Origin of the sequence: Angustibacter sp. McL0619 (assembly GCF_049994355.1) — a bacterium.
Classification (GTDB): domain Bacteria; phylum Actinomycetota; class Actinomycetes; order Actinomycetales; family Angustibacteraceae; genus Angustibacter.
Window position 1 is genome coordinate 208,265 of sequence record NZ_CP188257.1, and the last position, 24,934, is coordinate 233,198.

22 protein-coding genes and 1 tRNA gene are annotated in these 24,934 nt (G+C 69.5%); 14 read left to right on the top strand and 9 right to left on the bottom strand.

Going from position 1 to position 24,934, the window contains the following annotated elements; all coding sequences use genetic code 11:
* Window positions 1-1,410: a DUF2252 domain-containing protein gene (locus ACPPVT_RS01055; RefSeq protein WP_426564630.1), complete on the bottom strand. Its 1,410-nt coding sequence runs from the start codon at window positions 1,408-1,410 to the stop codon at window positions 1-3.
* 291 nt (window positions 1,411-1,701) lie between these two features.
* Between ACPPVT_RS01055 and ACPPVT_RS01060 the strand changes: the two genes are divergently transcribed.
* From ACPPVT_RS01060 to ACPPVT_RS01075, 4 genes are all read left to right on the top strand, one after another.
* Window positions 1,702-2,262, top strand: coding sequence for a hypothetical protein (locus ACPPVT_RS01060; RefSeq protein ID WP_426564632.1), 561 nt, complete (start codon window positions 1,702-1,704; stop codon window positions 2,260-2,262).
* 209 nt (window positions 2,263-2,471) lie between these two features.
* Window positions 2,472-3,128 (top strand): hypothetical protein, encoded by a 657-nt coding sequence (locus ACPPVT_RS01065; RefSeq protein WP_426564634.1) that lies wholly within the window; start codon window positions 2,472-2,474, stop codon window positions 3,126-3,128.
* A 75-nt stretch (window positions 3,129-3,203) separates the two neighbouring features.
* Complete coding sequence (locus tag ACPPVT_RS01070) at window positions 3,204-6,218, top strand: tetratricopeptide repeat protein (protein WP_426564636.1); 3,015 nt, start codon at window positions 3,204-3,206, stop codon at window positions 6,216-6,218.
* A 105-nt stretch (window positions 6,219-6,323) separates the two neighbouring features.
* Window positions 6,324-6,830: a calcium-binding protein gene (locus ACPPVT_RS01075; RefSeq protein ID WP_426564638.1), complete on the top strand. Its 507-nt coding sequence runs from the start codon at window positions 6,324-6,326 to the stop codon at window positions 6,828-6,830.
* A gap of 73 nt (window positions 6,831-6,903) precedes the next feature.
* Here ACPPVT_RS01075 and ACPPVT_RS01080 read toward each other — a convergent pair whose 3' ends face one another.
* Window positions 6,904-7,908 (bottom strand): serine hydrolase domain-containing protein, encoded by a 1,005-nt coding sequence (locus tag ACPPVT_RS01080; protein WP_426564640.1) that lies wholly within the window; start codon window positions 7,906-7,908, stop codon window positions 6,904-6,906.
* 243 nt (window positions 7,909-8,151) lie between these two features.
* Between ACPPVT_RS01080 and ACPPVT_RS01085 the strand changes: the two genes are divergently transcribed.
* The 4 genes from ACPPVT_RS01085 (at window position 8,152) to ACPPVT_RS01100 (ending at window position 11,856) form a co-directional block, all read left to right on the top strand.
* Complete coding sequence (locus tag ACPPVT_RS01085; RefSeq protein ID WP_426564641.1) at window positions 8,152-8,688, top strand: hypothetical protein; 537 nt, start codon at window positions 8,152-8,154, stop codon at window positions 8,686-8,688.
* 747 nt (window positions 8,689-9,435) lie between these two features.
* Window positions 9,436-10,233, top strand: coding sequence for a hypothetical protein (locus tag ACPPVT_RS01090; protein ID WP_426564643.1), 798 nt, complete (start codon window positions 9,436-9,438; stop codon window positions 10,231-10,233).
* Window positions 10,234-10,255: 22 nt separating this feature from the next.
* Window positions 10,256-10,993, top strand: a complete 738-nt coding sequence (locus ACPPVT_RS01095) for a hypothetical protein (protein WP_426564645.1) — start codon at window positions 10,256-10,258, stop codon at window positions 10,991-10,993.
* A 41-nt stretch (window positions 10,994-11,034) separates the two neighbouring features.
* Window positions 11,035-11,856: a trypsin-like serine peptidase gene (locus ACPPVT_RS01100; protein WP_426564647.1), complete on the top strand. Its 822-nt coding sequence runs from the start codon at window positions 11,035-11,037 to the stop codon at window positions 11,854-11,856.
* 93 nt (window positions 11,857-11,949) lie between these two features.
* Here ACPPVT_RS01100 and ACPPVT_RS01105 read toward each other — a convergent pair.
* Both ACPPVT_RS01105 and ACPPVT_RS01110 read right to left on the bottom strand, forming a co-directional pair.
* A tRNA-Gly gene (locus ACPPVT_RS01105) sits at window positions 11,950-12,023 on the bottom strand.
* Window positions 12,024-12,171: 148 nt separating this feature from the next.
* The gene (locus ACPPVT_RS01110; protein ID WP_426564649.1) at window positions 12,172-13,545 is read right to left on the bottom strand and encodes an MFS transporter; all 1,374 of its coding nucleotides are present in this window, start codon (window positions 13,543-13,545) and stop codon (window positions 12,172-12,174) included.
* Between the two features lie 199 nt (window positions 13,546-13,744).
* On the opposite strand from ACPPVT_RS01110, the gene dcd reads away from it, so the two are divergent.
* The 4 genes from dcd (at window position 13,745) to ACPPVT_RS01130 (ending at window position 16,721) form a co-directional block, all read left to right on the top strand.
* Complete coding sequence (gene dcd, locus ACPPVT_RS01115; protein ID WP_426564651.1) at window positions 13,745-14,320, top strand: dCTP deaminase; 576 nt, start codon at window positions 13,745-13,747, stop codon at window positions 14,318-14,320.
* A 14-nt stretch (window positions 14,321-14,334) separates the two neighbouring features.
* Window positions 14,335-15,384 (top strand): hypothetical protein, encoded by a 1,050-nt coding sequence (locus ACPPVT_RS01120; protein WP_426564653.1) that lies wholly within the window; start codon window positions 14,335-14,337, stop codon window positions 15,382-15,384.
* A gap of 81 nt (window positions 15,385-15,465) precedes the next feature.
* Window positions 15,466-16,203 (top strand): hypothetical protein, encoded by a 738-nt coding sequence (locus tag ACPPVT_RS01125; RefSeq protein WP_426564654.1) that lies wholly within the window; start codon window positions 15,466-15,468, stop codon window positions 16,201-16,203.
* A complete protein-coding gene (locus tag ACPPVT_RS01130) occupies window positions 16,203-16,721 on the top strand; it encodes a hypothetical protein (RefSeq protein WP_426564656.1) in 519 nt (172 codons plus the stop codon). The genes ACPPVT_RS01125 and ACPPVT_RS01130 overlap by 1 nt, the downstream gene beginning before the upstream one ends.
* Here ACPPVT_RS01130 and ACPPVT_RS01135 read toward each other — a convergent pair.
* On the bottom strand, window positions 16,711-17,607 hold the full coding sequence (locus ACPPVT_RS01135) for an AurF N-oxygenase family protein (RefSeq protein WP_426564658.1): 897 nt from the start codon (window positions 17,605-17,607) through the stop codon (window positions 16,711-16,713). The genes ACPPVT_RS01130 and ACPPVT_RS01135 overlap by 11 nt on opposite strands.
* A gap of 62 nt (window positions 17,608-17,669) precedes the next feature.
* Between ACPPVT_RS01135 and ACPPVT_RS01140 the strand changes: the two genes are divergently transcribed.
* A complete protein-coding gene (locus ACPPVT_RS01140) occupies window positions 17,670-18,335 on the top strand; it encodes a TetR/AcrR family transcriptional regulator (RefSeq protein ID WP_426564659.1) in 666 nt (221 codons plus the stop codon).
* A gap of 114 nt (window positions 18,336-18,449) precedes the next feature.
* On the opposite strand, the gene ACPPVT_RS01145 is transcribed toward ACPPVT_RS01140, so the two are convergent.
* From ACPPVT_RS01145 to ACPPVT_RS01160, 4 genes are all read right to left on the bottom strand, one after another.
* Complete coding sequence (locus tag ACPPVT_RS01145; protein ID WP_426564661.1) at window positions 18,450-20,414, bottom strand: glycoside hydrolase family 127 protein; 1,965 nt, start codon at window positions 20,412-20,414, stop codon at window positions 18,450-18,452.
* On the bottom strand, window positions 20,411-21,367 hold the full coding sequence (locus ACPPVT_RS01150; RefSeq protein ID WP_426564663.1) for a carbohydrate ABC transporter permease: 957 nt from the start codon (window positions 21,365-21,367) through the stop codon (window positions 20,411-20,413). Before ACPPVT_RS01150 ends, ACPPVT_RS01145 begins: the two co-directional genes overlap by 4 nt.
* Window positions 21,324-22,229, bottom strand: a complete 906-nt coding sequence (locus ACPPVT_RS01155) for a carbohydrate ABC transporter permease (protein WP_426564665.1) — start codon at window positions 22,227-22,229, stop codon at window positions 21,324-21,326. The genes ACPPVT_RS01150 and ACPPVT_RS01155 overlap by 44 nt, the downstream gene beginning before the upstream one ends.
* A gap of 106 nt (window positions 22,230-22,335) precedes the next feature.
* Window positions 22,336-23,643 (bottom strand): ABC transporter substrate-binding protein, encoded by a 1,308-nt coding sequence (locus ACPPVT_RS01160; RefSeq protein WP_426564667.1) that lies wholly within the window; start codon window positions 23,641-23,643, stop codon window positions 22,336-22,338.
* A 244-nt stretch (window positions 23,644-23,887) separates the two neighbouring features.
* On the opposite strand from ACPPVT_RS01160, the gene ACPPVT_RS01165 reads away from it, so the two are divergent.
* A complete protein-coding gene (locus ACPPVT_RS01165; RefSeq protein ID WP_426564669.1) occupies window positions 23,888-24,919 on the top strand; it encodes a LacI family DNA-binding transcriptional regulator in 1,032 nt (343 codons plus the stop codon).
* Window positions 24,920-24,934 lie beyond the last annotated feature (15 nt).

Below are 24,934 nucleotides of genomic sequence, written 5' to 3' on the forward strand. Positions count from 1 at the left end.
CTACAGGTCGGACCGAGCGGTGACCCGTCCAGTGGCGACGGCGTCCCCGAGCGCGGCGTGGTCACGCTCGTTCTGATCGGCGTAGGCGTGCGCGTGGTCGGCGATCGCCTCGTCGAAGCGCGTCTTCGAACCCAGGTACGCGGCGATCGCCACCCGGTCACCGGAGCGGGCGTGGGCGCGCGCGAGCGTCCGGGCGCAGACCTCGCCGTAGAACTTCATGGTCGTCGGGGTGAGGTTCTCCACGATGACCGACCCCTTGCCGTCCCGAAGCTGACGCAGGTAGTAGTCGCGGTCCACGCCGTCGATGCCCGGGACCCGCTGCCAGCCGAGGAAGATGTCGCTCGACGCCTGCATCAGGTGCTGACCGGTGACGACACGTCGGCCGTGATGATCGTCGGCCGACCCTCCGGTGTACGGGGCCAGCACCGACTCCTGCGCCTGCTTCGCCTGCAGGAACAGCGGATCCTGACCGTCGATGCCCTGCATCAGCAGGACGAAGGCGCGGGTGCCGACGCTGCCGACCCCGACGACCTTGCGAGCGATCTGCACCAGCTCGAACTGCGCCAGCAGGTGCCGGCGGTCGCTCTGCAGGGTCGTGCCGTAGGACTCCAGGACCCTGCCCAGCTCGCGGTAGACGTCCTCCGCGACGTCCGCACCCCAGAGCTCCTCCACGGGGACGAGCAGCGGTGGGTCGCTGCGGATCCGTGCCTTCCCGTCGACCATCGTGGTGAGCTTGCCCAGCGCCTGCAGGCTGTTGCGGCGGCGTGCCTTGTCGATAGCGGCCCGGGCCCGTGCCGAGTCTTCGGCACCGAACTGCTTCTGGATCTGCAGGGCCGCGTCGTCCATGTCGAGGTGGGTGTACCAGACTTCTAGGTTCCGTTGTCCGGCAAGCTCTTTCATCGCCGTTCGATAGGCCGCACCGGCGGCCAGCAGAACCTTGCGGCGTTGCTTGCCTGAGAACCCGTTGCTCCGGGAGGCGACGGCCAGGCTCGCCACCAGGCGCTTGACGTCCCACTCGAACGGCCCCGGGTGCGTCTCGTCGAAGTCGTTGATGTCGAAGAAGAGTCGGCGCTCCGGGGTGGCGTAGATGCCGAAGTTGCTCAGGTGCGCGTCACCGCACAGCTGCACGGTCAGTCCGGACCGGGGGGTGCGCGACAGGTCAGAAGCCATGATCAGCGCGCCGCCGCGGTAGAACGCGAACGGCGAGGCCAGCATGCGTCCGTAGCGAATCGGGACGAGCTCGGTGACGCGGCTGGTGGCCTGACTCTCCAGCAGATCCACCGGATCTGGGCGGCCGTCGGTCAGGTGTTCGGCGTGAGACTCCAGTGGAGCGGCCGCGCGCGCCGACTTGCCGAGAGCGGCCCGCTCTTCACGGGTGAGCTGGCTCGGCCTGACAGGAGCAGTGGTCATGGGACCCCCTTCGCCGTGGCGTGATCGTAGACCCCGCGGGCGCCTGTTCGTCAGGGGAGGCGCAGATGATGTCCCGGCAGCGCACGGTCAGCGAGCATCCCGGCTGGCGGATGTGCGTGTCGGCAGCGAAACGGAGACGGTCGGGTGGCCCGTGCCAGATCGGCACCGATGTGCCAGATCGGCACACCCGGCCCAGTCCTTCCCGCGCTGCGCCCCGCGCTGACGCGGGCCGGGGGGGTTGTCCACAGGGTCAAGATCATGAGTGGTGGCTGAGCCGCTAGGGTTCTCGCCATGCCTAGGGGAGCCCGAATTGTCGTGATGGTGCTGGTTGGCGGGGTGGTCGGAGCGATGGCCGTGACCAGCTGCTCGAGCGCGAACGGGGACGCCGCCTCGACACCCACGATCAGCACGCCCACGACCGTGCCCAGCACCGCCACGCCGACCCAGACCCGCCCGACCGGCACGGACGACGCCGCCGCTGTCGCCACCGCACAGGCCTACTTCGCCGCCTTCAACGAAGCCCTGAAGACCAAGAACAGCACGAAGTTCCGCGCCCTGAGCACCGGAGCCTGCATCTCATGCAACAAGGACGCCGCCACCATCGACTCCCTCGCCAAGAACCACCGCACCGTCGACGGCGGCGACTACGTCTACCGCCTCGCGAAGGTCGACCAGGTAAAGCACGTCAGCATTCTCACTTTCGTCGGCGTAGTGGTGTTCAGCAACGAAGCCACGGTCCATGACCAATCGGGCAAGGCAATCGACCACTTCGACAAAGGTGCGCCCAAGACCGTCTACGTGCGCCTCCATCCACGAGAGGGCCGATGGCTCGTAGAAGGGATCGACAAGTGAGGGCGCGCGTCGCAACGACCGTGCTGCTCGTGGTCCTCCCTTCGGTAATCGGCTCAACGCCAGCCTGGGCCAACCCTTGCCAGCGTGAGTTCGGCGACGCTGGAGCCAGCACGTGCAAAAAGGACTTGGCCTGGCACTACGACCCATCCAGGCAGTCCTTTGTCCACGACGGGGCTTCGGCCATCGACAAGTCGGCTGCTATGCCACGCGTGAAGTACGACTGGGAACGCCAAGAACGATGTGGCGAGGCGAGCTGCCCAGCGGCAGCCTCGACCTGCACGAGCGGCCGCGAACGCGGCTACCGCTACCTCGTGCTCGGCTACGAACTCAAGGGCGACGGAGCGCGGATCCACGCCTATGCCGACGTGGTGACCACGGAGTGCGTGTACCCGCAGACGGTGGTCCCGGCGTCCGCGGTGCAGGCCGTGGCCGCCCAGCACCTGCGCCGCCACCTGACCCGCCCCACCATCACCGTGGCCCCACCCGGGGGACGCACCCTGGTCAACATCCCCACCCTGTACTCCGCCGCCGACCTGGACCCCATCACCTTGCCGATCACCACCCCGGTCCCCGGCCAGATCACCGCCACCCCCACCTACACCTGGCACTTCCCCGACGCCAGCACCGCCCACGGCCCCGGCACCCCCTACGACCCCGCGATCAGCCCCACCCAGCACCCCGAGCACTACCTGCACACCATCTACCGCACCGCCGGCACCAAACAGACCACCCTGACCCTGACCTGGCAGGTCACCTTCACCCTGCAGAACATCCTGGACGTCCCCCTACAACCCATCACCACCACCGCGACCAACACCACCACCGCCCTGACCGCCCACAACGTCCTGATCGACCACACCGGCTAGCGTCAGCGAGCGCCCCGAAGGGATCCGAAGACGTCCCGTCGTATCACGGGGAGGGGTCGGAGGTTCTAGTTCCCTGTGACCCTGACGCAGAGCCAGCCCCCGGCCCGCAAGGTGATCGTGGCGGCAGCGGGGTACGGGAAGTCGACAGCACTGGACGTCGATCTGCCACGCGACGGCAAGCTCGTGCGCGCGGCCGACCTGGTCGAGGCCGCACCGCCCGATGTCGCCTGGATCGGCGTAGACGACCTGCACGAGCTGTCCCCCCAGGACCAGCAGACCGTCGTCCGAGCCCTAGGTGCCCTCCCGTCGCGGACCGGCTACACCGTCACGTCCCGCGAGCCGCTCGCGCAAGACCTCATGGCTGCGCTGCGCGGCCAGGTGTACGAGCGCGGCCCGCAGGACCTGTCGCTCTCGGTGCACGCCGTCGCGGTCCTGCTCGCCCAGGAGCACGGCGTCCTCGACCCGACGGCGGCCACCGCGGTCTTCGCCCTGACCGCCGGCTGGCCGGCGCTCGTCCAGTTCGCCGCCGACGCGCTGGCCCACCGGTCCGGCCCGGCGTTGCTGGAAGCACTCACTCGGCCCGGCGCAGCCGCCGCCGGTTGGATCCGCGCGAACGTGCTCAGCGACCTCTCGCCTGACCTCCAGCAGCTGCTCACCCTCGCGGCCCATCTCGGACCCGTCACCCAGGAGCTGTTCGACGACCTTGCCCGGCTCGACGACCTCGACCCGGTCGACGGCGCCGTGGACCGACTGCGCCGACTCGGCCTGCTCGTCCCGCGTCCGCGCCCGGGCGGCGATGAGCTGCTCTGGGTGGTGCCAGTGGTGGCCGGTGTGCTGACCTCGTCGGCCGACGCCCCACAGCCCGACGAGCGGGCGCTCCAGGCCGCCGCAGGGCGGTACGAGTCCGCGGGCCTGGCGTTCCCGGCCGCCCGCGCGTGGGACCGGGCCGGACGACTCGACCAGGTCGCTCGACTGGTACTCGAGCACGGAGACGAGATGCTCGGCCACGGGTACGGCGTCGAGCTCGTCGACCTGCTGCGCGGCACCCCGGTCCTGGACACCAGCGCCGCCGTCCGCCGAACCTATGCCGACGCCCTGCGTATGGCCGGCGACAACGCGGCGGCGCTGCGCGAGCTCGCGCCGCTAGTCGAGGCCGCCGAGCGCGACGGGTGGGACGACAAGCTGGCCGGCAGCGTGGCCGCCGTGCACTACGCGCGAGGCGAGCAGCACAGCGCCCTCGAGGTGCTCGACCGGGTACCTGCGGACGACGTCGGGGTCGACCACGCCGGCATCAGCTGGCGCGCCTGCCGCGCCCAGGTGCTCGCAGCATTGGGTCGCAACGAGCAGGCACACGAGCTCGCCACGCACACCGTCGCCCTGGCCGACGCGGACGGCAACCCACGGTCCGTCGCCGAGGCGCACGCAGCGATGGCCAGGACGTGCCTCGGCTCGCAGAAGGAGGCCCACCACGAGCTCGCGCTCAAGGCCGCAGCCCTCGCCGGAGACGCCCTGATCGCCATCCGGGTACTGGTCAACCAGGCCTGCCTGCTGCTCGCGGCGGCCCGCTACGAGCAGGCCTGCGAGGTGGCCCGCGACGCGGTACGCCTCGCCGAGCTCGGCAGCCCGCCCGGGCGCTACGCCGTCGCACTGCACAACCTCGGCGAGGCCCTGATGCGGGTCGGCCAGTACGACGAGGCCATGTGGCAGCTGCAGCGATCCGTCGCGGTGTTCCGCGCGCTGGGGCCGGGACGGTGGGCGATGGGACTGGTCGGCATCGCCGAGATCCACCGCGAGCTGGGCCACGAAGAGCAGAGCCGGGCGGCGTACCAGGAGGCCGTCGACCTTGCCCGCAGCACCGGCGAGGTGCAGTTGCAGGTCCTGGCGCTGTCCGGGCTCGCCCAGCTGCTGGCCGGCACCGCCCCGGACGACGCCCTCGAGCACGCCCAGGAGGCCGCTCGACTCGCCACCCCGGCCCTGATGCCGTTCGCGCTCACCTCCCTGGGCTGGGTCGCGCTGGCCCGAGGGGACCGCGAGGCGGCCGCGACCTGGGCTGAGGAGGCGGTGGCCGCGTCGCGTGCGGTCCAGGCACTCGACGTCCTCGCCGAGGCGCTGGAGCTCAGCGCTGCTGCGGACGACGATCCCGACGCCGCCCACCAGGCTTTGGCTGAGGCGCTCGCCATCTGGCAGGGCGGCGGCGCCCAGCCGGCGTCCCTGCGGGTGCAGGTGCTGCTCGGTCGGCTGCCCGTCGCCGACGGCGCCGACCGGTCCCGAGCCCGCGAGGCCGGGCGTCGACTGCAGCGGCTGGGCATCCTGCGCGTGCAGGGTCGGCCGGTCACCGAGGAGGCCGGCGCCCAACGGGTCACCGTGCGGGTGCTCGGCGGGTTCGAGGTCGTCGTCGACCTCGAGCCGGTGCCGGTGCCCGCCTGGCGCTCGCGGCAGGCCCGGACGTTGCTGAAGGTGCTGGCCGCCCGACGCGGGCGGCCGCTGACTCGCGCCTTCCTGTGCGAGCTGCTGTGGCCCGACGACGACCCGGCCAAGACCGGGCACCGCCTGTCCGTGCTGCTCGCCACGATCCGCGCCGTCCTCGACCCGGACAAGAACTGGCCGCCGGACCACTACGTCGGCGCCGACCTGCGCGGGCTCTGGCTCGACCTGCGACACGTCGCACTCGACGCGGACGGCCTGCTGCGCGACGCCGACCTGGCTGCCGAGCTGATGGACGCCGGTGACCTGGACCGCGCTCGCGAGATCCTCACCGACATCGACCGCCGCTACCGCGGGAGTGCCCTCGAGGACGAGCCGGGCGAGGAGTGGGCGGACGGGTTCCGAGAGGAAGTGCGGGCGGCCTGGCTGCGCTCGCTGCGCCGGCTTGCCTGGCTGCACAGCCGGGCCGGTCGTCCGGGGGACGCTCAGGTGCTGCTCGTGCGACTGCTGGACGCCGACCCGTACGACGCGCAGGTGCACGGCCTCCTGGTCCGCACCCTGGTGCGCGTGGGGCGGCACGGCGAGGCCCGTCGCGCCTTCGTCCGCTGGGGCGACGCGATGGACGCCGTCGACGCCCCGCGGCCCGACGAGGCGCTGCTCGCATGAGCCGTTGTGACGCCACGCTGATGCCGCACTGACAGCCTCATCTCACCGCAGAAAGCGGCATGGGGGGACCCGCCCGGGTCGCTCACCAACCCAGGAGGAAATGCCATGTCTCACAAGTTCATCCGTATCGCCACCGTCGTCACCGCCGTCGCAGCGGCCGGCCTGCTCGGCTGCGTGTCACCGGGGGCCGCGACCGCAGCGCCCTCGCCGTCCGGCTCGGTGACCCAGACGAGCGGCGACGGCTGCGGCGTCGGTGGCGTCACCATCTATGGATCGCCGTTCGCCGACACGATCGTCGGCGGCGCCGGGAACGACACCATCTACGGGCTCGGCGGCGACGACCACATCAACGGCGGCGGCGGCAACGACAAGATCGACGGCGGCGCCGGCGACGATGTCATCACCGGCGGCGACGACAACGACTGCGTCCGCGGCGGTGACGGCTACGACCGGCTCACCGGCGGGAACGGCGACGACAAGGTGGCGGGCGACAACGACGACGACACCGTGAGCAGCAGCCCCGGCAAGGACCAGCTGGACGGCGGCAACGGGACGCTCGACATCTGGACGAACAAGGACGGCGACGACTCGGCCGCGCGCTTCGAGTACTGAGCCGACTCGGCCGCTCCTCGAGCGGTCACAGATGGGGCACCGGACGTCGTCCAGGTGCCCCATCTTCGTCGTCTCAGGCGTCCAGCAACTCCTCCAACAGGCGCGCGATCGGCCAGGCGCCCTTGGGGTTGTTGGAGATGACGGTGCGGGTGACCGCGGACGACGGGTCGTGCACGCTGCGGAACGACACCCCGGCGTCGAAGCCCTCGAGCGCCGCGACGTCGCGCGACTCGTGCAGCCAGAAGCCCAGCCCGTAGCGCTGCCCCTCCTCTGGGACGTCGCTACGAGCCCGATGCAGCTCCGCTCGCCATCGCTCAGGCACGATGCGGCCGGCGAACAGCGCCGTCCACATCGCGTGCACGTCCGCGACCGTGGTGTAGATGCCGCCGTCCCCACTGCCCCGGACCGGCAGGTGCAAGACGTTGCTGCGCAACCCGTCGGCGCGCAGGTAGCCCCGGGCGACGCCGGCGGGCAGCTCGTCCGAGCGCAGGAACGCGGTGTGCGTCATGCCCGCCGGCGCGCAGACCCGGTCCTGCACGAGCTCGTGGAACGGTGACCCGGCGACGCGCTCAGCGATCAGGGCGAGGACGACGAAACCGCTGTTGCAGTAGGCGTAGCGCTCACCGGGTGGAAACTTCTGCGGGTGTCCGCCGAGGACGGTCAGGTACTGCGTGGTGGTCGCCAGTGTGTGAACCGGCACCGGCAGGACGTAGTCCTCGACGTCGAACCCGCCCTCCTCGTCCACGTAGTCACCGATGCCCGATCGGTGCGAGAGCAGCTGCTCGACGGTGACCGCGTCGTCGATCAGCGGCAGGTCGTCGCCGAGGATCGCGCGGGCCGGCGTCGTGAGCTCCAGGTGTCCCTGGTCGATCAGGCTCACCACCACCATCGCGGTCATACCCTTGACGCCACTGGCGATCGCGAACCGGGTGTCCACGGTGTTGTCGAGCTGCAGTGCGCGATCAGCAAACCCGTACGCGTCTGCCAGCTCGACGTCGCCCCCGCGGTCGACGCGAACGACCCCGGAGAACCCTTCCCTCGCCGAGAGATCACGGACCGCCTGCTGGAGGTTGGTCATTCTTCGACCGTAGCGAGCGCGGCAAGGGGATTGCGGACGCTACTCGCTCGGGTCGATGCGGCTGGCGCGGGTCTTGTCGAAGGTGGCCGATTCACGTACCTCATCGCTGCAACGAGGTCGGTGCGACGCCACGACACGAGCGTGATGATCGCCGTATCGGTCAGAAGCGAGTGGTTGGTGCCCTATTCTCGCGGCGCCACGTCCGCTGGAGCCCCCTGCGGGCCTTTCGCTCCGAGGAGCAGCATGAGCACGTCAGACCCCATTCTGCCTGAGACCTCCGACGAGCAGAGCCCAGTTGTCGACCAGACCCCAACTGCGGCTGCAGCCCCAGCCGCGTACCCGCAGCTCGAGCTGGTCTCGCGCGGTATCGCCTTCTCCGTCGGCGCGATTCCGGTTGGCATGCTCGCGGCCGTGCTGATCTGGAAGCTCGGTTACGTCGGCTCTATCTCGAGCCTGGTCATCGCGGCGGGGGCGGCCTTCCTGTACACGAAGGGTGCGGGTGCGCCGCCGCGCAAGGGGTTGGTGCCGCTGATCCTGGTGGTGCTGGTCGGAGTGGCGGCGTCGTTCTTCGCCATCGTCGCCTCGGACCTGATCGAGTACTACGGCACGCCCAACGGTCAGTCGCTCGGCTACCTGTCCGAGTACGACTTCGTGAAGGCCAACATCTTCAACCCGGACGTGCTGAGCACCTACGGCACCGACCTGGCGATGTTCGTGCTGTTCGCGGCGCTCGGGATCTTCGGAACGCTGCGGCGGATGGCGACCGCCGGCCGTTCCTGACCTGTGACGAGGGCCTCCACTACCTGCGCCAACGGGAGGATCACTCGGCGTGGCCGGGAACCGGCCGGATCTTCTTGCCTGGCACTTGCCGCCGTCCGCTCCGCCGCCGCTCGGCTAAGTGCGGGCGGTCCGTTCGCGCGAGAGGGTCGCCGGCCGGCTCCTTCGACATCCGGGTCGTTCCGGATGTCCCCGTGGAGGCTCACCAGCGCGCGAACCAGCTGCTGCACTCCCGCTGACCACACGCACAAAGGTCGCGGACGGGTTAGACCTTCAAGGTCCCGTCGCTGATGCTCTGCGCAAACTCCCGCAGACCCTCGCCGTTCGGCGCGATTCCGGCGGCTGCCAGGTCTTCAAGGACTCTTTCATCCCGGACTCCTTCGGTCGACCGAGAATATCGTTCGCCAACGGGACATCACGGGCGAAGAGCATAAAACCGCAAAAACATCGCAAAGGCCATTGCGCCGCACGCGCGGTCGGTGGGACGCTTTTGCTTGGGGAAAATGGCGGGGATCGATCACCCGGCACTCCTTGGAAGAGACACAGAGCACGAACCCATTCGTCGCGCGCACTGACTTCTCTCTGGGGCCGTTTGGAACGCCAACATTAAGACGCGAGCGATACCCCTCTGTGCTGAATCGAGATGGCCGCGCGCGTTTGGATCCTGCTCCCTTCTCGCCTATCTCAGAACCATGCTGCAATTCATTTGCGGGTTCAACAAAGCAGATTCCCAAAACCTAGGAGTTTCGCATGTCCATGGACGCAGCCGCATTCGTCGCCGAAACAGCCATTCCGGACCGGTCTGCCCTTGCGGAGCAGCTCCGCAACATCGAGGCGGCCATCGAGGTCGCAACACCGGAAGAGGTCGGCAATGCCACCGCCGACAACACCGAGAGCGCTCAGGTCAACGCCGGCAGCCTGACCTCCTTCACCCAGAACCTCTCGGGCCAGAGCAAGGCGGACGTCAAGAACTCGACGCTCTTCGCCCAGCTGGCTTCCGACTACGCGTTCGACCGATACACCGCACCGATGGACTGGTACAAGAACTACGTCGGCGTCCTGGGGCAGATCGGCTGGAACCAGCCCGCCTTCGCCTTCGACACCTACACCTCAGGCGGGTCCACGGTGAAGATGGACGAGGCGGTGCTCAACATCCTCGCGGCGATCGCCACGGGCGACGAGATCGCTATGGTCGCCGCGACCATGGAGGGTTTGAAGGGCCTCTCGGACGACTCCAAGCAGATGACGATCTGGAATGCCAACGCCTCGAGCGGCAACAACGGCACGTACCAGATCATGCCGGTCGACAAGTTGCCCAACGACGACGTCGTCATGGTCATGACGGGCATGCAGTTCAGAGCCTCGACGAGTCACGGGCGGTTCCTCTGGTGGTCCTGGAGCAGCACGTCGATCGAGATCAAGCGGGCCGCCAACCGCTTCGTCCTCAACGAGGACGTCTACGCGGCCGTGCGGCAGGCGATCATCGACAAGCTCGGTGACCTCGCCCAGAAGCTCGTCGCAGACATCCCCATTCGCCGGCCTGTGTGACAGCTGGCGGAGGGCAAGCCCCATGGATGCAAGCGAACGACACGAGCTGATCGATGCCGTGGTGTTGCCGGAAGCCTCCATGCTTCGGGGGAGCTGGGTCCCCGCCAGCGACGAGGCCACCGCGGGTGCCTCCGGCGACAAGGCCCAGATCTGCGCCGGCGCGCTCCTCGCGTACGACCGGAGCTTGTCGCGCGAGGACGGTGCCGACATCAGCAACAGCACGCTCTTCGCCCAGCTGGCGGCCGACGCCCAAGCCGACCGCTTCGCCCAGGCCGCGCAGTGGTCGACGTCCTACACGAATGTCCTCGGCGTGATCGGGTGGGTCATCGGGCAGGCCCAGCATGGGTCGCCCGGCCGACTGGACGCCCCGGTCGACTGGCCCGAAGTGGTTGCCAAGGCCTTTGCGGGCCACGCCGGGGCCGCGCTAGCAGCCAAGACAATGAAGGCAGCCACCCGTCTCCCCCTTGGCGGCGCAGCGCTCGAGATCTGGGAGGCCAACGCCGCTCAGGTCGGACAGGGCAACTTCATCGTGCAGGCCTGCCAGTCGTCGAACGGGGATGTGCTTGGCGACGCCGTGCAGGTGACCTACACACTCATCCGCGAGCCCGACGGCTTCCTCAGCTGGGTCACGTACTACGAGGTCGCAACGACGACGACGCAATCGGTACTGAACGAGGACGTCTACAAGGTCGTACGCCAGCAGATTATCGACAAGCTGGGGGACCTGCCGGACTACTACAACGCACCCGTGCCGCTCTGAAATCATGAGGAATCGACGACATGAACGATAGATCCTCCACCATGTTCGCAGAAGAGGGCCACGCCCTGTCCGTTCCCGAGCCTCAATCGGGCCAATCGGCCGATGGCGCCACCTTCACGGTCGGCAGTCCGGACGGCGCGCCGCAGATCGTCTTTCCGCCCGACGACCGTAAGAAGGTCACTGACACGACGACTTATCCATGGAATACCATAGGGGAACTCCGGATGGCCTTTCCCAACGGTGAGACCTATACCGGGACGGGAACGCTGATCGACAAACAACACGTCTTGACCGCCGCGCACAATGTATTCGGGAATGACATCGGCGGCTGGGCCAAGACCGTCTATTTCCAGCCCGCGCGCAACGGCGAGCACTATCCGTACGGCAATGTCGGCGCCACAAAGGTATTCATCACCGAGGGCTACTACACCCTCTCACCAGCGGACCCCAACGCGACGAGCGACGGCAACGTGGAGGACTACACGCTCTACACGGAGGACTACGCCGTCGTCCGTCTGCAACGACCTCTGGACCTGCCCTTCATGGGTACCTTCGCGGCGAGCGACACTCAGCTCGACGGTGCACAGGCGCGGATTACCGGGTACCCCGGGGACAAGCCGGAAGGCACGATGTGGACGGCGGCGGGTCCGTTGGCGAAGCCCGACCAGCACTTCCTCTTCTACAAGGTCGATACGTGGAAGGGGCAAAGTGGCTCTGGCCTATTCGTCGACCTCGATCTGCCCTATGGCAAGTCGGTCGTCGGCGTCCACGTCGCCGGTGTTCGCCGGCTCGAGACCAACTTCGCGGTCCGGCTGACGAACGCCGAGATCAAGCAGATCATCGCCTGGATGCGAACCGCCTGAGCCTCTGGACTAAGCTCCGTCACGAGGGCCCTCTGCTCGAGGTGGCGCGACGGCGCAGGCGCCGAGAACGGCTCTGAGCTGCGGTGGAGGAACTGGAGCGGGTGACGGGAATCGAACCCGCACTGTCAGCTTGGGAAGCTGATGTTCTGCCATTGAACTACACCCGCGAAACGCCCTCAGGGGAGCGCGCAGACGAGCATATCTGATCCACGCGCAGCTTCGGGAACGGCTCGCGAGAGGTCACAGATGGGGCACCCGCAGGGCTCGAGATGCCCCATCTGTGACCACTCACCGCCCGGGCGGGCCGAAGGGGGGTCAGCCCGCCGAGGTCGTGACCGGCGTCCGCTCGTACGTCGCGTCGTCGGCGATGTCCAGGCGTGAACGGTCCGGCAGCAGCACCACCGCGATGATCGTGATCACCGCGGACAGCCCGATGTACGCCGCGACCGCGTAGCCGGTGCCGAAGGTGTGGATCAGCCAGGTGGCGATCAGCGCGGCCGGGCCGCCGGCGACCACCGACGAGAGCTGGTAGCCGATGCCGGCTCCGCCGTAGCGCAGGTTGGTCGGGAAGCTCTCGGCGATCAGCGAGGCCTGCGGACCGTACTGGATCGCGTGCGGCACCAGGCCGAGGCAGACCGCCACGAACACCAGCCAGCCGATCCCGGAGTCGAGCATCGCGAAGTACGCGAAGCCCCACACGCCCATGATCGCGGCGCCCGTGAGGTACACCTTCTTGCGCCCGACCCCGTCGGACAGGTGGCCGAAGTACGGCACCAGCACAAGCTCGAAGCAGGCCGCGATCATCGTGCCGATCAGCACGAAGTTACGGGTGAACCCATGCGAGTCGTCGGTCAAGTACGACAGCACGAACGCGGTGACCACGTAGAACGGCATCTGCTCCGACATCCGGGCGAGCGCCGACAGCACGATCTCCTTCGGGTACCTCTTGACCACCTCGATGACCGGCTGGCGGGCGATCGACTGCTCCTGCACGCGCTTGGCGAACATCGGCGTCTCGAGGATGGACAGCCGGATGTACAGCCCGATCGCGACCAGCACCAGGCTGAGCAGGAACGGGATCCGCCAACCCCAGCTGAGGAACTGCTCCTCCGTCGTGAGGTTGTTGAACAGCGTCAGCATCCCGGTGGCCAGGATCAGCCCGATCGCCACGCCCAGCTGCGGCCACGAGCCCATCAGGCCGCGCCGCTTCTGGTTGCCCCACTCCATCGACAGCAGCACCGAACCGCTCCACTCGCCGCCGACCGCGACGCCCTGCAGCACGCGCAGCGCGATCAGCAGGATCGGCGCGAGCGAACCCCAGGCCGCAGCCCCGGGCAGGGCGCCGATCAACGTGGTGGCGATGCCCATCATCAGCAGGGTGACGATCAGCGTGACCTTCCGGCCGATCCGGTCGCCCCAGTGGCCGAAGATCGCGGCGCCCACCGGGCGGGCCGCGAAGCCGACGAAGTACGTCGCGAAGGACTCCAGCAACCCGACGTAGTGCGAGGACTCCGGGAAGAAGACCTTCGGGAAGACGAGCGCCGCCGCCGTGCCGTAGAGGAAGTAGTCGTACCACTCGATCGTCGTCCCGACCGTGCTCGCGATCGCCGCCTTGCGGATCTGTCTCGCCTGCTCCGGTGTGCCTTGGGCCTCGGTCGCTGCCACGGCCTGTTCGCGGTCCAGCGTCATCGTCAACTGCCTCTCGTCGCGACCGGAACAGCGTCTGGACGAGCCACTCCGGGCATGGGCGAAATTGCCTGAACAATCACCATTGCACCGATTCAGCCATCCCGCAGGTCGAGACCGCGCTCGCCGCTGGGGCGGCGAAAGTGCGAGTCGAGGCGTGGACGCAGCTCAACGCACACCCGGGGCGGTTACCCTCTGTTCCGTGCTCCTCAGCGACCGTGACATCCGTGCCGAGATCGACTCCGGGCGGGTCCAGCTCGACCCGTACGACGAGGCGATGCTCCAGCCGTCCAGCGTCGACGTCCGGTTGGACCGGTACTTCCGCCTGTTCGACAACCACAAGTACCCGGTCATCGACCCGTCCCAGGACCAGCCCGACCTGACCCGCCTGGTCGAGGTCTCGGCGGATGACCCGTTCGTGCTGCACCCGGGCGAGTTCGTGCTGGGCTCGGTCTACGAGGCCGTGACCCTGCCGGACGACATCGCCGCGCGAGTGGAGGGCAAGTCGAGCCTCGGGCGGCTGGGCCTGCTGACCCACGCGACCGCCGGCTTCATCGACCCCGGCTTCAGCGGGCACGTCACCCTCGAGCTGAGCAACGTGGCGACCTTGCCGATCCTGCTCTGGCCGGGCATGAAGATCGGGCAGCTGTGCTTCTTCCGGCTGACCAGCGCAGCCGAGCACCCCTACGGCAGCGAGCGCTACGGATCGCGCTACCAGGGGCAGCGCGGCCCGACGGCGAGCCGGTCGTTCCAGAGCTTCCACCGCACCCAGGTCTGACCCGGCGGGGCGCGATGGCTTGGTTCGGACGACGGGCAGGTACTGACGAGCCCACGCTGAAGCAGCTGCGGGGCTGGCATCTCGTGCTGCTGCCCGCGACCGTGGACGTCGCGCAGGTCGACCGGCTGGTGCGCTCGCGCTACCCCGACTCGCGACTGGCCGACACCCGCAAGGCCCGGCTCGGACGGCACGCCGCGCTCAGCGGACCGCACGAGATCGAGCCGGACGAGCTGCGCGACGTCCAGGTCCCCGAGGGCTGGAGCGTCGCCTACGCGCTCGAGGTCGAGTCCACGCCCGACCCGCAGGCGTTCGAGGACATCGGCGACCCCGAGCTGCGCGCCTGGTGGATGCGTGCCTTTCCGCTGGGCAAGCCGTTCCGGGACGAGGGCGACGCCGTCGACCTCGGGCTCGCGCTGGCCCGTCGGCTGGGCGGCGCGCTGCGCGCGGCCGGCAGTGGCGTGCTCCTCGAGCCGGACCACGACCGGGTGCTCGACCTGACGATCTGGTCCGGCTTCTGGCTGGACCCGGACCGGCTGCTGGAGTTGCTCGAACCGGTGCTGCCCGGCGCGCACGTCGACCTGACCGTGCCCGGCCGACACGCGGCGCCGCACCACGACACCCCGTGGTCGGTGCATCCGCTCGACCCGCTCGGCGCCGACCTGGCGCACGCGCTCGGCGATCCCGACCGCGAGCTCATCGAGGCAGTCGCCGCCCAACATGACGCCCACGCCCTCGAAGGCGGGGTGGTGCTGGACGGCTACGCGCTCACCGCTCTGGGCAGCCTGGTCGTCGAGGTGATCCAGGAGGACGCCGTCCCATCCTGGGTGCGCGAGCGGGTGTCCCGCCAGCTGCTCGCGGCGACCAACCCCGTGGTGACGTACTCGGTGCGCTGGGTGACGCACGACCCGCACCTCCTGGAGTCCGAGGACCCGCCGTACGCGGTGCGGCTGGAGCGCGAGCGGGTCAAGCCGCGGATGCGGGCCGCCGCGCTCACCCTGGCCGAGGCGACCGCCGGCGTGGTCACCGACAGCGACGGCTTCGAGGTGGACCGCTACTCGCTCTAGGCGACGGATATGCCGTGAGGTACTCCAGGTGGGGGTGATCACCCCCGTTTCGCGTACTTCATCGCTGCAACCACGCCTGGCGTGCCGTCGTCCAGCATCGTCGCCGGCCTTGGTGCCCTTGCTGCCCAGGCCCCCGCGCGAGTACACCTTGGACGTCGGGAGGAGCGCACCGTGGGCGGTGGCGGCTGGGCGTGGCGGGCCCCGCGGGACCTGCTCGTCGTCCTGCCTGTCGTCGTCCTGGCCGGCTGGGTGGGGCTCGCGATCTGGGCCTCGGCCCGCGGCTGGGACCGGCTCACCTGGACGCTCGCGGTCACCAGCTGCGCGTCCGTCGTCCTCGCTGCGTGCGTGCTGGCCGTTGCGGTGCAGTCGTTCGTGGGCAACGACCGGGGACTGCCGGCCGGTCAGTTGGAGGCTTTGGCCCGGCTGGCTGGCAGCTCGGACTCCGACCGCGGCACCGACGCGGTCAAGACCGTCTACGGCTGGCGCGAGGACCAGTGGCGCCAGCTCGCCCGGGGTGCCGCCGGGGTCGTGGTGGCCCTGCTGGTGGCGATCGTCCCGCTGCTGCTGAACGCGCCGACAACCCAGGACGTCTACGGGCTCCCCGCGGACGGGGGTTCGGTACCGGACACCGGGCAGACCTGGAACGGGTTGCCGTTGCTGCAGTCGACCGTCACCGGTGCGACCAGCGCGTTCCCGCCCGCGCTGTGGGTGGCGCTGGCCGACCTGTTGCTGCTCGCGGTGCTGGCCACGATGTTCGCCCGCGGCGCCCACCGCTCCTACCTGCGCGATGTCGCCGAGCTCGCCGAGCGGATGCCGTGATGGCCGGCTACTCCTCGACCCTGACCGCTGTGGTGGCGATCGTCGTGGCGGGTGCCGCGGTTGCGGGGCTGGTCGCCGCGACCGGTCTGCTGGCGGTCAGTGCTCGACGGCGCCGGCGGCTGGCGACCTTGGTGCAGGAGGCGGACGCCGTGTGGCCGGTGCTCGAGAGGCTCGGACCCGATGCTCCCCGGCTGCAGCAGGATGACGTGCGGCGATCCGTGCAGGCGCAGCGGCACCCGCTCGAGTGGGACGCGCTGGCCATGCTGCGCGCCTCCACGCCGCACGGCAGGGGACCGGTCGACGTGCCGGCTCGACTGGCTGCTGCGGGCTACCCGAGGCCAGACGAGCTGTTACGCCCGCTGGACGAGCTGGAGTCGCTGCCGTCGGAGCTGATCGGCTGGGCGACGGTGGGTGCTCCGGACGCGCTCCGGCCGACAGTGCGCTCGGCGCGCGAGCTGCTGGAGCTGGACCGCGATGTCCGGCGGGTGATCGCCGGCGGCCGCGACGTCAGCGGATGAGGTGCGCGCGGCGCCACAGCCGCGCGGTGGGGCCGCCGATCAGGCCGAGCTCGTCCAGGAACCCGGTGAGCTGCTCGGCGCTGGACCGAAGCTGCTCGGCGTAGTGTTCGTTCCTGGCGGCGGACTCCTTGGCGCGCAACGGGTCCAGGCCGGCTGCGACATAGACGTCGGCGTGCACGAGGTTGCTGATGATCACGTCGGCCACGATCGCGATGACGGCTCGATGGCGGCGTCTTTGGGCCGCGGTCAACTGCGGGGCGCGGCGGGCGAGCTCTTCGCGAGCGAACCGCATGTGTCTGGCCTCCTCGATGACGTGGATCCGGCTGACCTCGCGGGACAGTGGCTGCACCCGCTCGTCGTGGACCAGGTCGCGCTGCAGGATGTCCAGCACCTCCTCGGCCACCAGGATCGCGGCGTAGGCGGCCGGACCGTGGCCGATCGTCTTGAACAGCCGGCCGAGCCGGCGTCCGCCTTTCGACGGTCCGTAGGCGGGGCAGCCGTAGGCAGTGGCCAGCCGCGCGAACATCACCGAGTGTCGGCATTCGTCGCCGATCTCGGTGAGCGCGAACTGTACGTGCGGCAGCGAGGGGTCGTCGTCGTAGACGTCGCGGAGCACCAGCTGCATGAGGATCATCTCGAACCAGATGCCGACGCCGCTGATCGACGCGAACTCGTGCCGGGTCAGGTCGGTCTGCCGGTCGGGTCCGAGCTCGTCCCACAGCGGGGTGCCGTAGAGCGAGGACCACTGCGGGCTCATGCCGTGCAGGGTCGGGTCGATCGGGGCGTTCCAGTCCAGGATGACATTGGGGTCGAACGAGGCCTTGGCCGACGACCGAAGCAGCCGGGTGGGGACGACCTCGCGGTCATGGCTGGTGCGGGTGGGCACGGGTTCCTCCGCAGGGGACGGGAAAGTAACTGTGAATCATGTTTACTGCTAATCTCGGTCACATGCAAGAGGCGAAGCGAGGATCGGCGCCGGACGGACGGCGCGAGCGCTGGGTCGAGCACCGGCGCGAACGTCGTGAGGAGTTCGTCGCCGGCGCGCTGGAGGCGGTCCGCAAGCACGGCGTCGAGACCGGGCTGGACGAGGTCGCAGCCTCGGTCGGCGTCTCCAAGTCCGTCGTGTACCGGCATTTCGCCGACCGCGACGACCTGTTCGGCGCCGTCCTCGACTCCATCGCCGACGTCGTCCTGATGCCGCGCATCCTGGGCGAGCTCGCCCAGACCGCCAGTGCGCCGCCGGACCAGCGGGTCACCGACCCCGCCACGATCCGGCGCATCGTGCGTGCCTTCATCGCGGTGGTGGACGAGGAGCCGCAGCTCTACCGTTTCGCGCTGGCGCACACCTCAGCCGGCACCGGCGGCGACTTCGTTGCCACCACCGAGCGGCAGGTCGCCCAGGCGCTGGCCGCCGTCATCGGCGACCGCATGCGTGAGCTGGGCCTGGACTCCGGGGGCGCCGAGGTGTGGGCATTCGGCGTCGTCGGCATGGTGCAGCTCGCCACGCAGCGCTGGTTCGACCACCGCACGATGACTGCCGACGCGCTCGCGGACTACCTCACCGCGCTGGTCACCGGCGGCCTGACCGGCGTCCTGGCCGCGCCTGGACGTTGATCACGTTAAGTGTGTCTAAGGCCCGCTCCCCCAGGGTTCTACGCCTTCCGAAGCGGACCTTCACGCACTTAACGTGGTCAACATCAACGGCGCCTCGTGGACGTCGGGGGCGGGTCAGGGGGCGACCGGTAGCCACACGCGCATCGTGGAAGGACCGCGGTTCGCCCAGTCGTGGTAGGCGACCAGCGGGACGTCGAACGTCGCGGGCGGGACGTCGGACGCCGGGTCCGCGCGTTCGGCGTAGGGCCACCGCTCGCCTCCCTCCGGCGACGTCACGCGCAGCCGGACGACGACGGCGCCGTCGCTCTCGCGCGGCGGGCTGCCGGCGTCCAGCGAGACCATCCCGACGTCGTCCGCATCCGCACCGACCGAGGCCGCGGCGGCCGCCAGGTCGACCGACTCCAGGCACAGAACCTCAGGGCCGCGCTCCACCGCAAGGCATCCGCGGACGGCGTCCACCCGCGAGTCGGCGACCGTGTACCGCGGCGCCATAGGCAGGTGCAGCTCGACCACGTCACCGTCGCAGAAGGCCCTGGTCAGCGACGCGACGCCGGGCCGCACCGTGCGCGATGTCGGCTCGCCCTCCTTCGGGATGTCGACCAGCCGGGCCCCGGCTGCCCAGGTCGGCACCCGCAGGCTGAGCGTCCACGGGGCTGCGGCGTCGGTCAGCACCTGCACGCGCACGGCGCCGTCCGCGGGGTACCCGGTCTGCACCTCCAGCTCGATCGGGCGTCCGTCGGGCAGCGCGGTCCGGATGCCCGCCGGCGCGTACTGGTGCAGCTGCAGCCCCTCGTCGTCGGTGGTCGCGACGTAGCCGGCGAGGCTGGCCAACGTACGCGCCACATTGGGCGGGCAGCAGGACACCGCGAACCACGGAGCCCGCAGGGACGTGGAGGCCCGCGGGGACGCCTCGGTCTGCGGCGCCACCACGCCAGGTCGCCTCTGGTGCAACGTGTTCGTGTAGTAGAAGGCGGTCCCCTCGTGTGACGGCGAAGTGGCCACCACGTTGAACAGGGTGCGCTCGATCAGGTCCGCATACTGCGGATCGCCCAGCGCGAGCAACAGCCGCCAGGAGAACATCACCGACGCGACGCTCGCGCAGGTCTCCGAGTACGCGCGGTCCGGCGGCAGTGCCCAGTCGTCGCCGAACCCCTCGTCCTGGTGCCGCGAGCCCTGGCCGCCTGTGAGGTAGGTGCGGCGAGCGACGGTGTTGCGCCACTGCACCGCCAGCGCGTCCAGCAGCTCGTCGTCGCCCTCCTCGACCGCGACGTCCACCGCGCCGGCTGACAGGTAGCCGGCCCGGACGGCATGCCCGCGCAGGACCGTGGCCTGCCGGACCGGGACGTCGTCCTGGTAGTAGGCGCGGCCGAACTCGATGTCCCGCAACGTGCCGCGGCCTCGCCGTTCGACGAACAGCCGAGCCTGCTCGAGGTAGCGGCGGTCGTCGGTCGCCCGGCCCAGCTCGACCAGCGCCGGCTCGATCTCGGCATGGCCGCACACCGACTCGATGCCGCCCTCGCCGAACGTCCGGCAGACCAGGTCGGCAGCGCGCCGGGCCACCTCGACCAACCCGTCGTCGGCGTCCGGTCGGGTTCGGTGCCGAGCCACCGCGGCCTGGAACAGGTGGCCGAAGCAGTAGAGCTCGTGGCCCCACTCCAAGTCGCTCCACCGCTCGCGCTGCCCGGGGCGGCCGAACTCGGTGTTGAGGTAGCCGTCCGGCTGCTGTGCGGCGGCAACCCGTGCCACCAGCGCACGCAGCCGACGGTCGAGGTCCTCGTCGTCGTCGCGGCCGACCTCCCAGGACATCGCCTCGAGCAGCTTGTAGACCTCGGAGTCGCTGAACTCGCGTCCGCGCCGTCCTTGCGGCAGCCGTCCAGCCGCGGCCAGGTCGAAGTTCGCGACCCAGCCCTCCCGCTCCAGCCAGTGTTCGATGTGCCCGAGCGATGCGGTGGCGTTGACCCGTTGGCGATGCCCCCAGAACCCGCCCAGGATGCGCACCTCGCCCAGGCCCAATGGGCGCAGCCGCCCGCGGCTGGGAACCACCGGGGTCACGGGTGCGCGCGTCGCGTCCATCGTCATCCCTTGAGCGCGCCCGACATGAAGCCGCGCACGTAGTGTCGTTGCAGGAGTAGGAAGAGCACGATGCACGGCAGGGCCAGGACGACGACGCCGGCCTCGGTCGCGCCGTAGTCGACGACCCCCTGCACCTGCCCGCGCAGGTTGGAGACCGCGAGCGGCAGCGTCATTCGGTTGGTGTCGTTGATCAGGATCAGAGGCGCCAGGAAGTCGTTCCAGGCGGCCAGGAAGGCGAAGAGGCCGACCGTGATGAGCCCAGGTTTCACCGCCGGCACCAGCACCCGCCAGAGCACCGAGAACGAGGAGCAGCCATCCACCTGCGCCGCTTCGTCGAGCTCGCGCGGCACCGACTCGAACGAGATGCGCATCATGAACGTCGAGAACGGCAGCTGGAACACGGTCAGCACCAGGGCGACACCGACCAGCGAGTTGGACAGGCCGAGCTTGTTCAGCAGGACGTAGAGCGGGATCAGCAGCGTCGCGTACGGCACCATCAGGATCGCGATCGTGAGCAGGAACAGAGCATTGCGGCCCGGGAACCGAAAGCGGGCGAAGGCGTAGCCGCCGAGCAGCGAGATGCTCAGCGTCAGCAGCACGCACAGCCCGGAGACGAACGCCGAGTTGGCGATGTAGCGCCAGATCCCGGCCTGGTAGTGCTCGAGCGTGCGGTAGTTGCCGAGCCCCCACCCGTCGACCTGGCTGGTGCCCGCGTGCGGCGACACCGAGGACACCGCGGTCCAGATCAGTGGGAACAGGAAGATCAGCGCCAGGCAGCCGGTGAAAACCCAGTAGGGCGTACGAAGCGCGAGTCCGCCAAGCGTCGTGGTGGGCGCGCCGCGCTGCGGTCGACGGGCGGTCGATGGCCGGGTCGCGTTGCCCGACTGCGGCGTCCGGGTCGTCACGGTCGCCACCTCAGCTCTCGTCCGGACGTCGGAAGGCCCGCAGCTGCACGGCATTCACCACGATCAGGGCGAGCAGCACCAGCACCGACAGGGCAGCCGCGACACCGAGGTCGTTCTGGCCCTGGAAGGCGACGCTGTAGATCAGCTGGACCACGGTGATCGTGCTGTTGTCCGGCCCGCCCTTGGTCAGGATGTAGAACTGCTCGAACGCCAGCAGCGACCCGGTTACGCACAGCACCGTGGTGAGCGCGAGCGTGGGTCGCAGCAGCGGGATCGTCACGTGCCGGAACGTCTGCCGGCGTGACGCGCCGTCGGTGCGGGCGGCCTCGAACACCTCGGTCGGGATCGCTTGCAGGCCAACGAGCATCAGCAGCATGTAGAAGCCGGCGTACCGCCACACGATCAGGAACAGCGTCGACCACAGCGCGGCGCTGGGACTGCCCAGGAACGTCCAGCCGAGCCTGTTCATCAGCGGTGCGGCCGGTCCGGCCAGCGGCGAGTAGAGCACGTAGAACAGCAGGGACGCCGAGGCCAGTCCCAGCGCGCTCGGCACCAGGAAAGACGTGCGCAGCAGGCCTTTCCAGCGGGTCGACTCCTGCACCAGCAGGGCCAGCCCGAGCCCCAGCCCGACCAGCAGCACCGTCGCCAGGATCGTGTACTTCAGGGTGAAGACCACCGAGTCGACGAAGAACCGGTTCGAGACGGCCTTCTGGTAGTTGTCCGGGAAGTTCAAGCCCTGGTTCCCACCCAGCAGCGGCCAGTCCGACCCAGACATCCGAAGCACCAGGACCAACGGCCACACGAACAGCAGCAGCACGATCACCAGGGTCGGAAGCGCGTACAGCCAACCGCTGGTGGCCTGCCTGCGCGCGATGGTCCGGCGAGGTCGGGAGCGGCTTGCTGCGATCTGGCTCATTCGTCACTCTCCAGGTCGGTGCGGACGCGGCCGGCGTATGCGGTCGGGGGTCGCGGGGTGGCTCGCGCGCCCGGGCTCGAGGCGGTGAGCCCGGGCGCGCGAGACGTTACTGTCCCAGCACCGCCGTGATCTGGTCGTTGTCCTTGTCCACCGTCGCGCCGTCACCCAGGACGGCGTGGCGCACCATGGTCAGCCAAGGGCTGTTGGGTGCGTTGAACGCCTGCTGGAAGTTGATCGCGACCGGGGTCTCGCCCTTGCCGGCCACCTCGTTGATGGTGACCAGGCGCGGGTCGGCCGTGGCGTACTTGTTGTTCGCCAGGTCGGACCTGGAGACGACGTCCTTGTCCTTGGCCAGCACCTCGACCTGGGCATCCTCGGACATCATCCAGGACAGGAAGTTCCAGGCCTGCGAGGCGTTCTTGGAGTCCTTCGAGACGCCGATTCCGTCGCCGCCGACGAAGGTCGACGCGCCGCCGCTGACGCCGGGGATGCCGGAGACGCCGACGTCGAAGCCGGTCGTGGAGGACAGCAGCGTGGCCGGGTAGTACATCAGGCCGACCTTGCCGGCGGTGAAGCCGGCGGTCCAGGTCGGGCCGGCCTCGTCCTTGGACGAGGGCAGCACGGCGCCGGACTTCCACAGGTCGCGCCAGCTGTCGTAGACCTTCTTCGCGTTGGCGCTGTTCAACAGCGACTGGGTGCCTTCAGGGTTCATCACCTGGTCGCCGGAGGCCCAGATGCCGGGGAACCAGGTGAAGACCAGGCAGCCGCCGCAGTTCAGGCCGGTCGCCGTGCCGTACACCCCGGGCTTCTTCAGCGCCTGGACCTTCTTCGCGTCGGCGACGTACTCGTCGATCGACGCCGGTGCCTTGTCGGGGTCGATCCCGGCTTCCTTGAACAGGTCCTTGTTCCAGAACAGCATGGACAGGTCGAGCACGAACGGGAGCACGTACTCCTTGCCGTCCTTGGTGCCCGCGGTCAGGTGGCCCTTGTTGATCGCGTCCTTGTACGACAGGCCGTTGATCTGACCGGTGAGGTCCTTGAACAGACCTGACTTCACCCAGTTCGGCACGTAGACGATGTCGGCCGCGAACAGGTCGGGCAACCCGTTCGCGCCGGCGGCGGCACCGACTTTGGCCACGTAGTCGTCGTTCGGCACCACGGTCAGCGCGACCTGGTTCTTGTGGCTGGAGTTGTAGGCCGCGACGAGCAGCTTGGCCTGCTTCTCCAGCGGGGCGCGGGTCCACAACGTGAGCTTGGCGCCGTCGTCCGTGCCGTTGGGCCCGACACTGACCTTCGCCGTCGAGCTCGCGTCACTGTCACTGCCGCCGCAGGCGGGCAGGGCCAGCAGCAGGCCTGCGACGGCGACGCCGGCGAGTGCACGCTGGCGAGCCGACCGGCCCCGGATGTTCCTCATGCTGTCTCCTCGTGGTGTTCCGTCGATCGGGAGCCGACGCGGCGCCCCGGGCGGTGGTCGTCCGAATACGTTGTCATCGCGGTTTCCGTGGGAACGGTCTGGCGGGCAGTGCGAGCAGGCTCTAGAAACCGAAACTCTCCGAAATGCTTTTCGGAGATTAGCGCCGAGCAGGGTGCGCGTCTAGACCTCTGGGCGGTTACTCTTCGAGGGCATCGCCATGGGGTGGCCGGGAGAGGGGGACGCAGTGGCTCGTTCTGAAGCAGCGCGCAACCAGCGCCCGACCACTCTCACCGACGTCGCCCGGCTGGCCGGCGTCTCGGTGGCCACGGCCTCCAAGGCTCTCAACGGGCGTGACCACGTCGCCCAGGTGACCCGTGAGCGCGTGCTCGAGGCGGCGGACCGGCTGGCGTTCAGCCCCAACCCGCTGGCCCGTGGTCTGCTCGCCGGGCGAACCGGCACCGTCGGCCTGCTGACCAGCGACCTCGAGGGCCGTTTCGTCATCCCGATCCTGATGGGCGCCGAGGACGCGTTCGGCGCCGGCCAGGTCAACGTCTTCCTCTGCGACGCGCGCGGTGACGCGATCCGTGAGCAGCACCAACTGCGGGCGCTGCTCAGCCGCCGGGTCGACGGGCTGATCATCGTGGGCCGGCAGACCGATCCGCGGCCCTCGCTCGGCCACGACATCCCAGTGCCGGTGGTCTACGCCTACGCACCTTCCGACGACCCCGACGACCTGTCGCTGACTCCGGACAACGTCGGCGCCGGGCGCACCGCCGTCGAGCACCTGGTGGCCTCCGGCCGCACTCGGATCGCGCACATCAGCGGCGACCCGGCGTACGCCGCCGCGCAGGACCGGGTGGTCGGCGCGCGCGAGGCGCTGGCCGCCGCCGGCCTCGAGCTGGTCGGCGAGGTCATGTTCAGCGAGTGGTCCGAGCGCTGGGGCCGGGACGCGTCGGCGCTGCTGCTGGCGCAGCACCCGGACGTCGACGCGATCCTGTGCGGCTCGGACCAGATCGCCCGCGGCGCACTGGACACCGCCCGCGACCTCGGCCGCGACGTGCCTGACGACATCGCGGTGATGGGCTTCGACAACTGGCAGGTGCTCACCACCAACTCGCGCCCTGAGCTGACCAGCATCGACGCCAACCTGCAGCAGCTCGGCCGTACCTCGGCGCAGCGGGTGTTCGCGGCCATCGACGGAGTGGACGTCGGCAACGGCACGCACTACCTGCCCGGACGGCTGGTCATCCGCGGCTCGACCGTGGCCCACCGCTGAGTCGCAGGGGGTGGC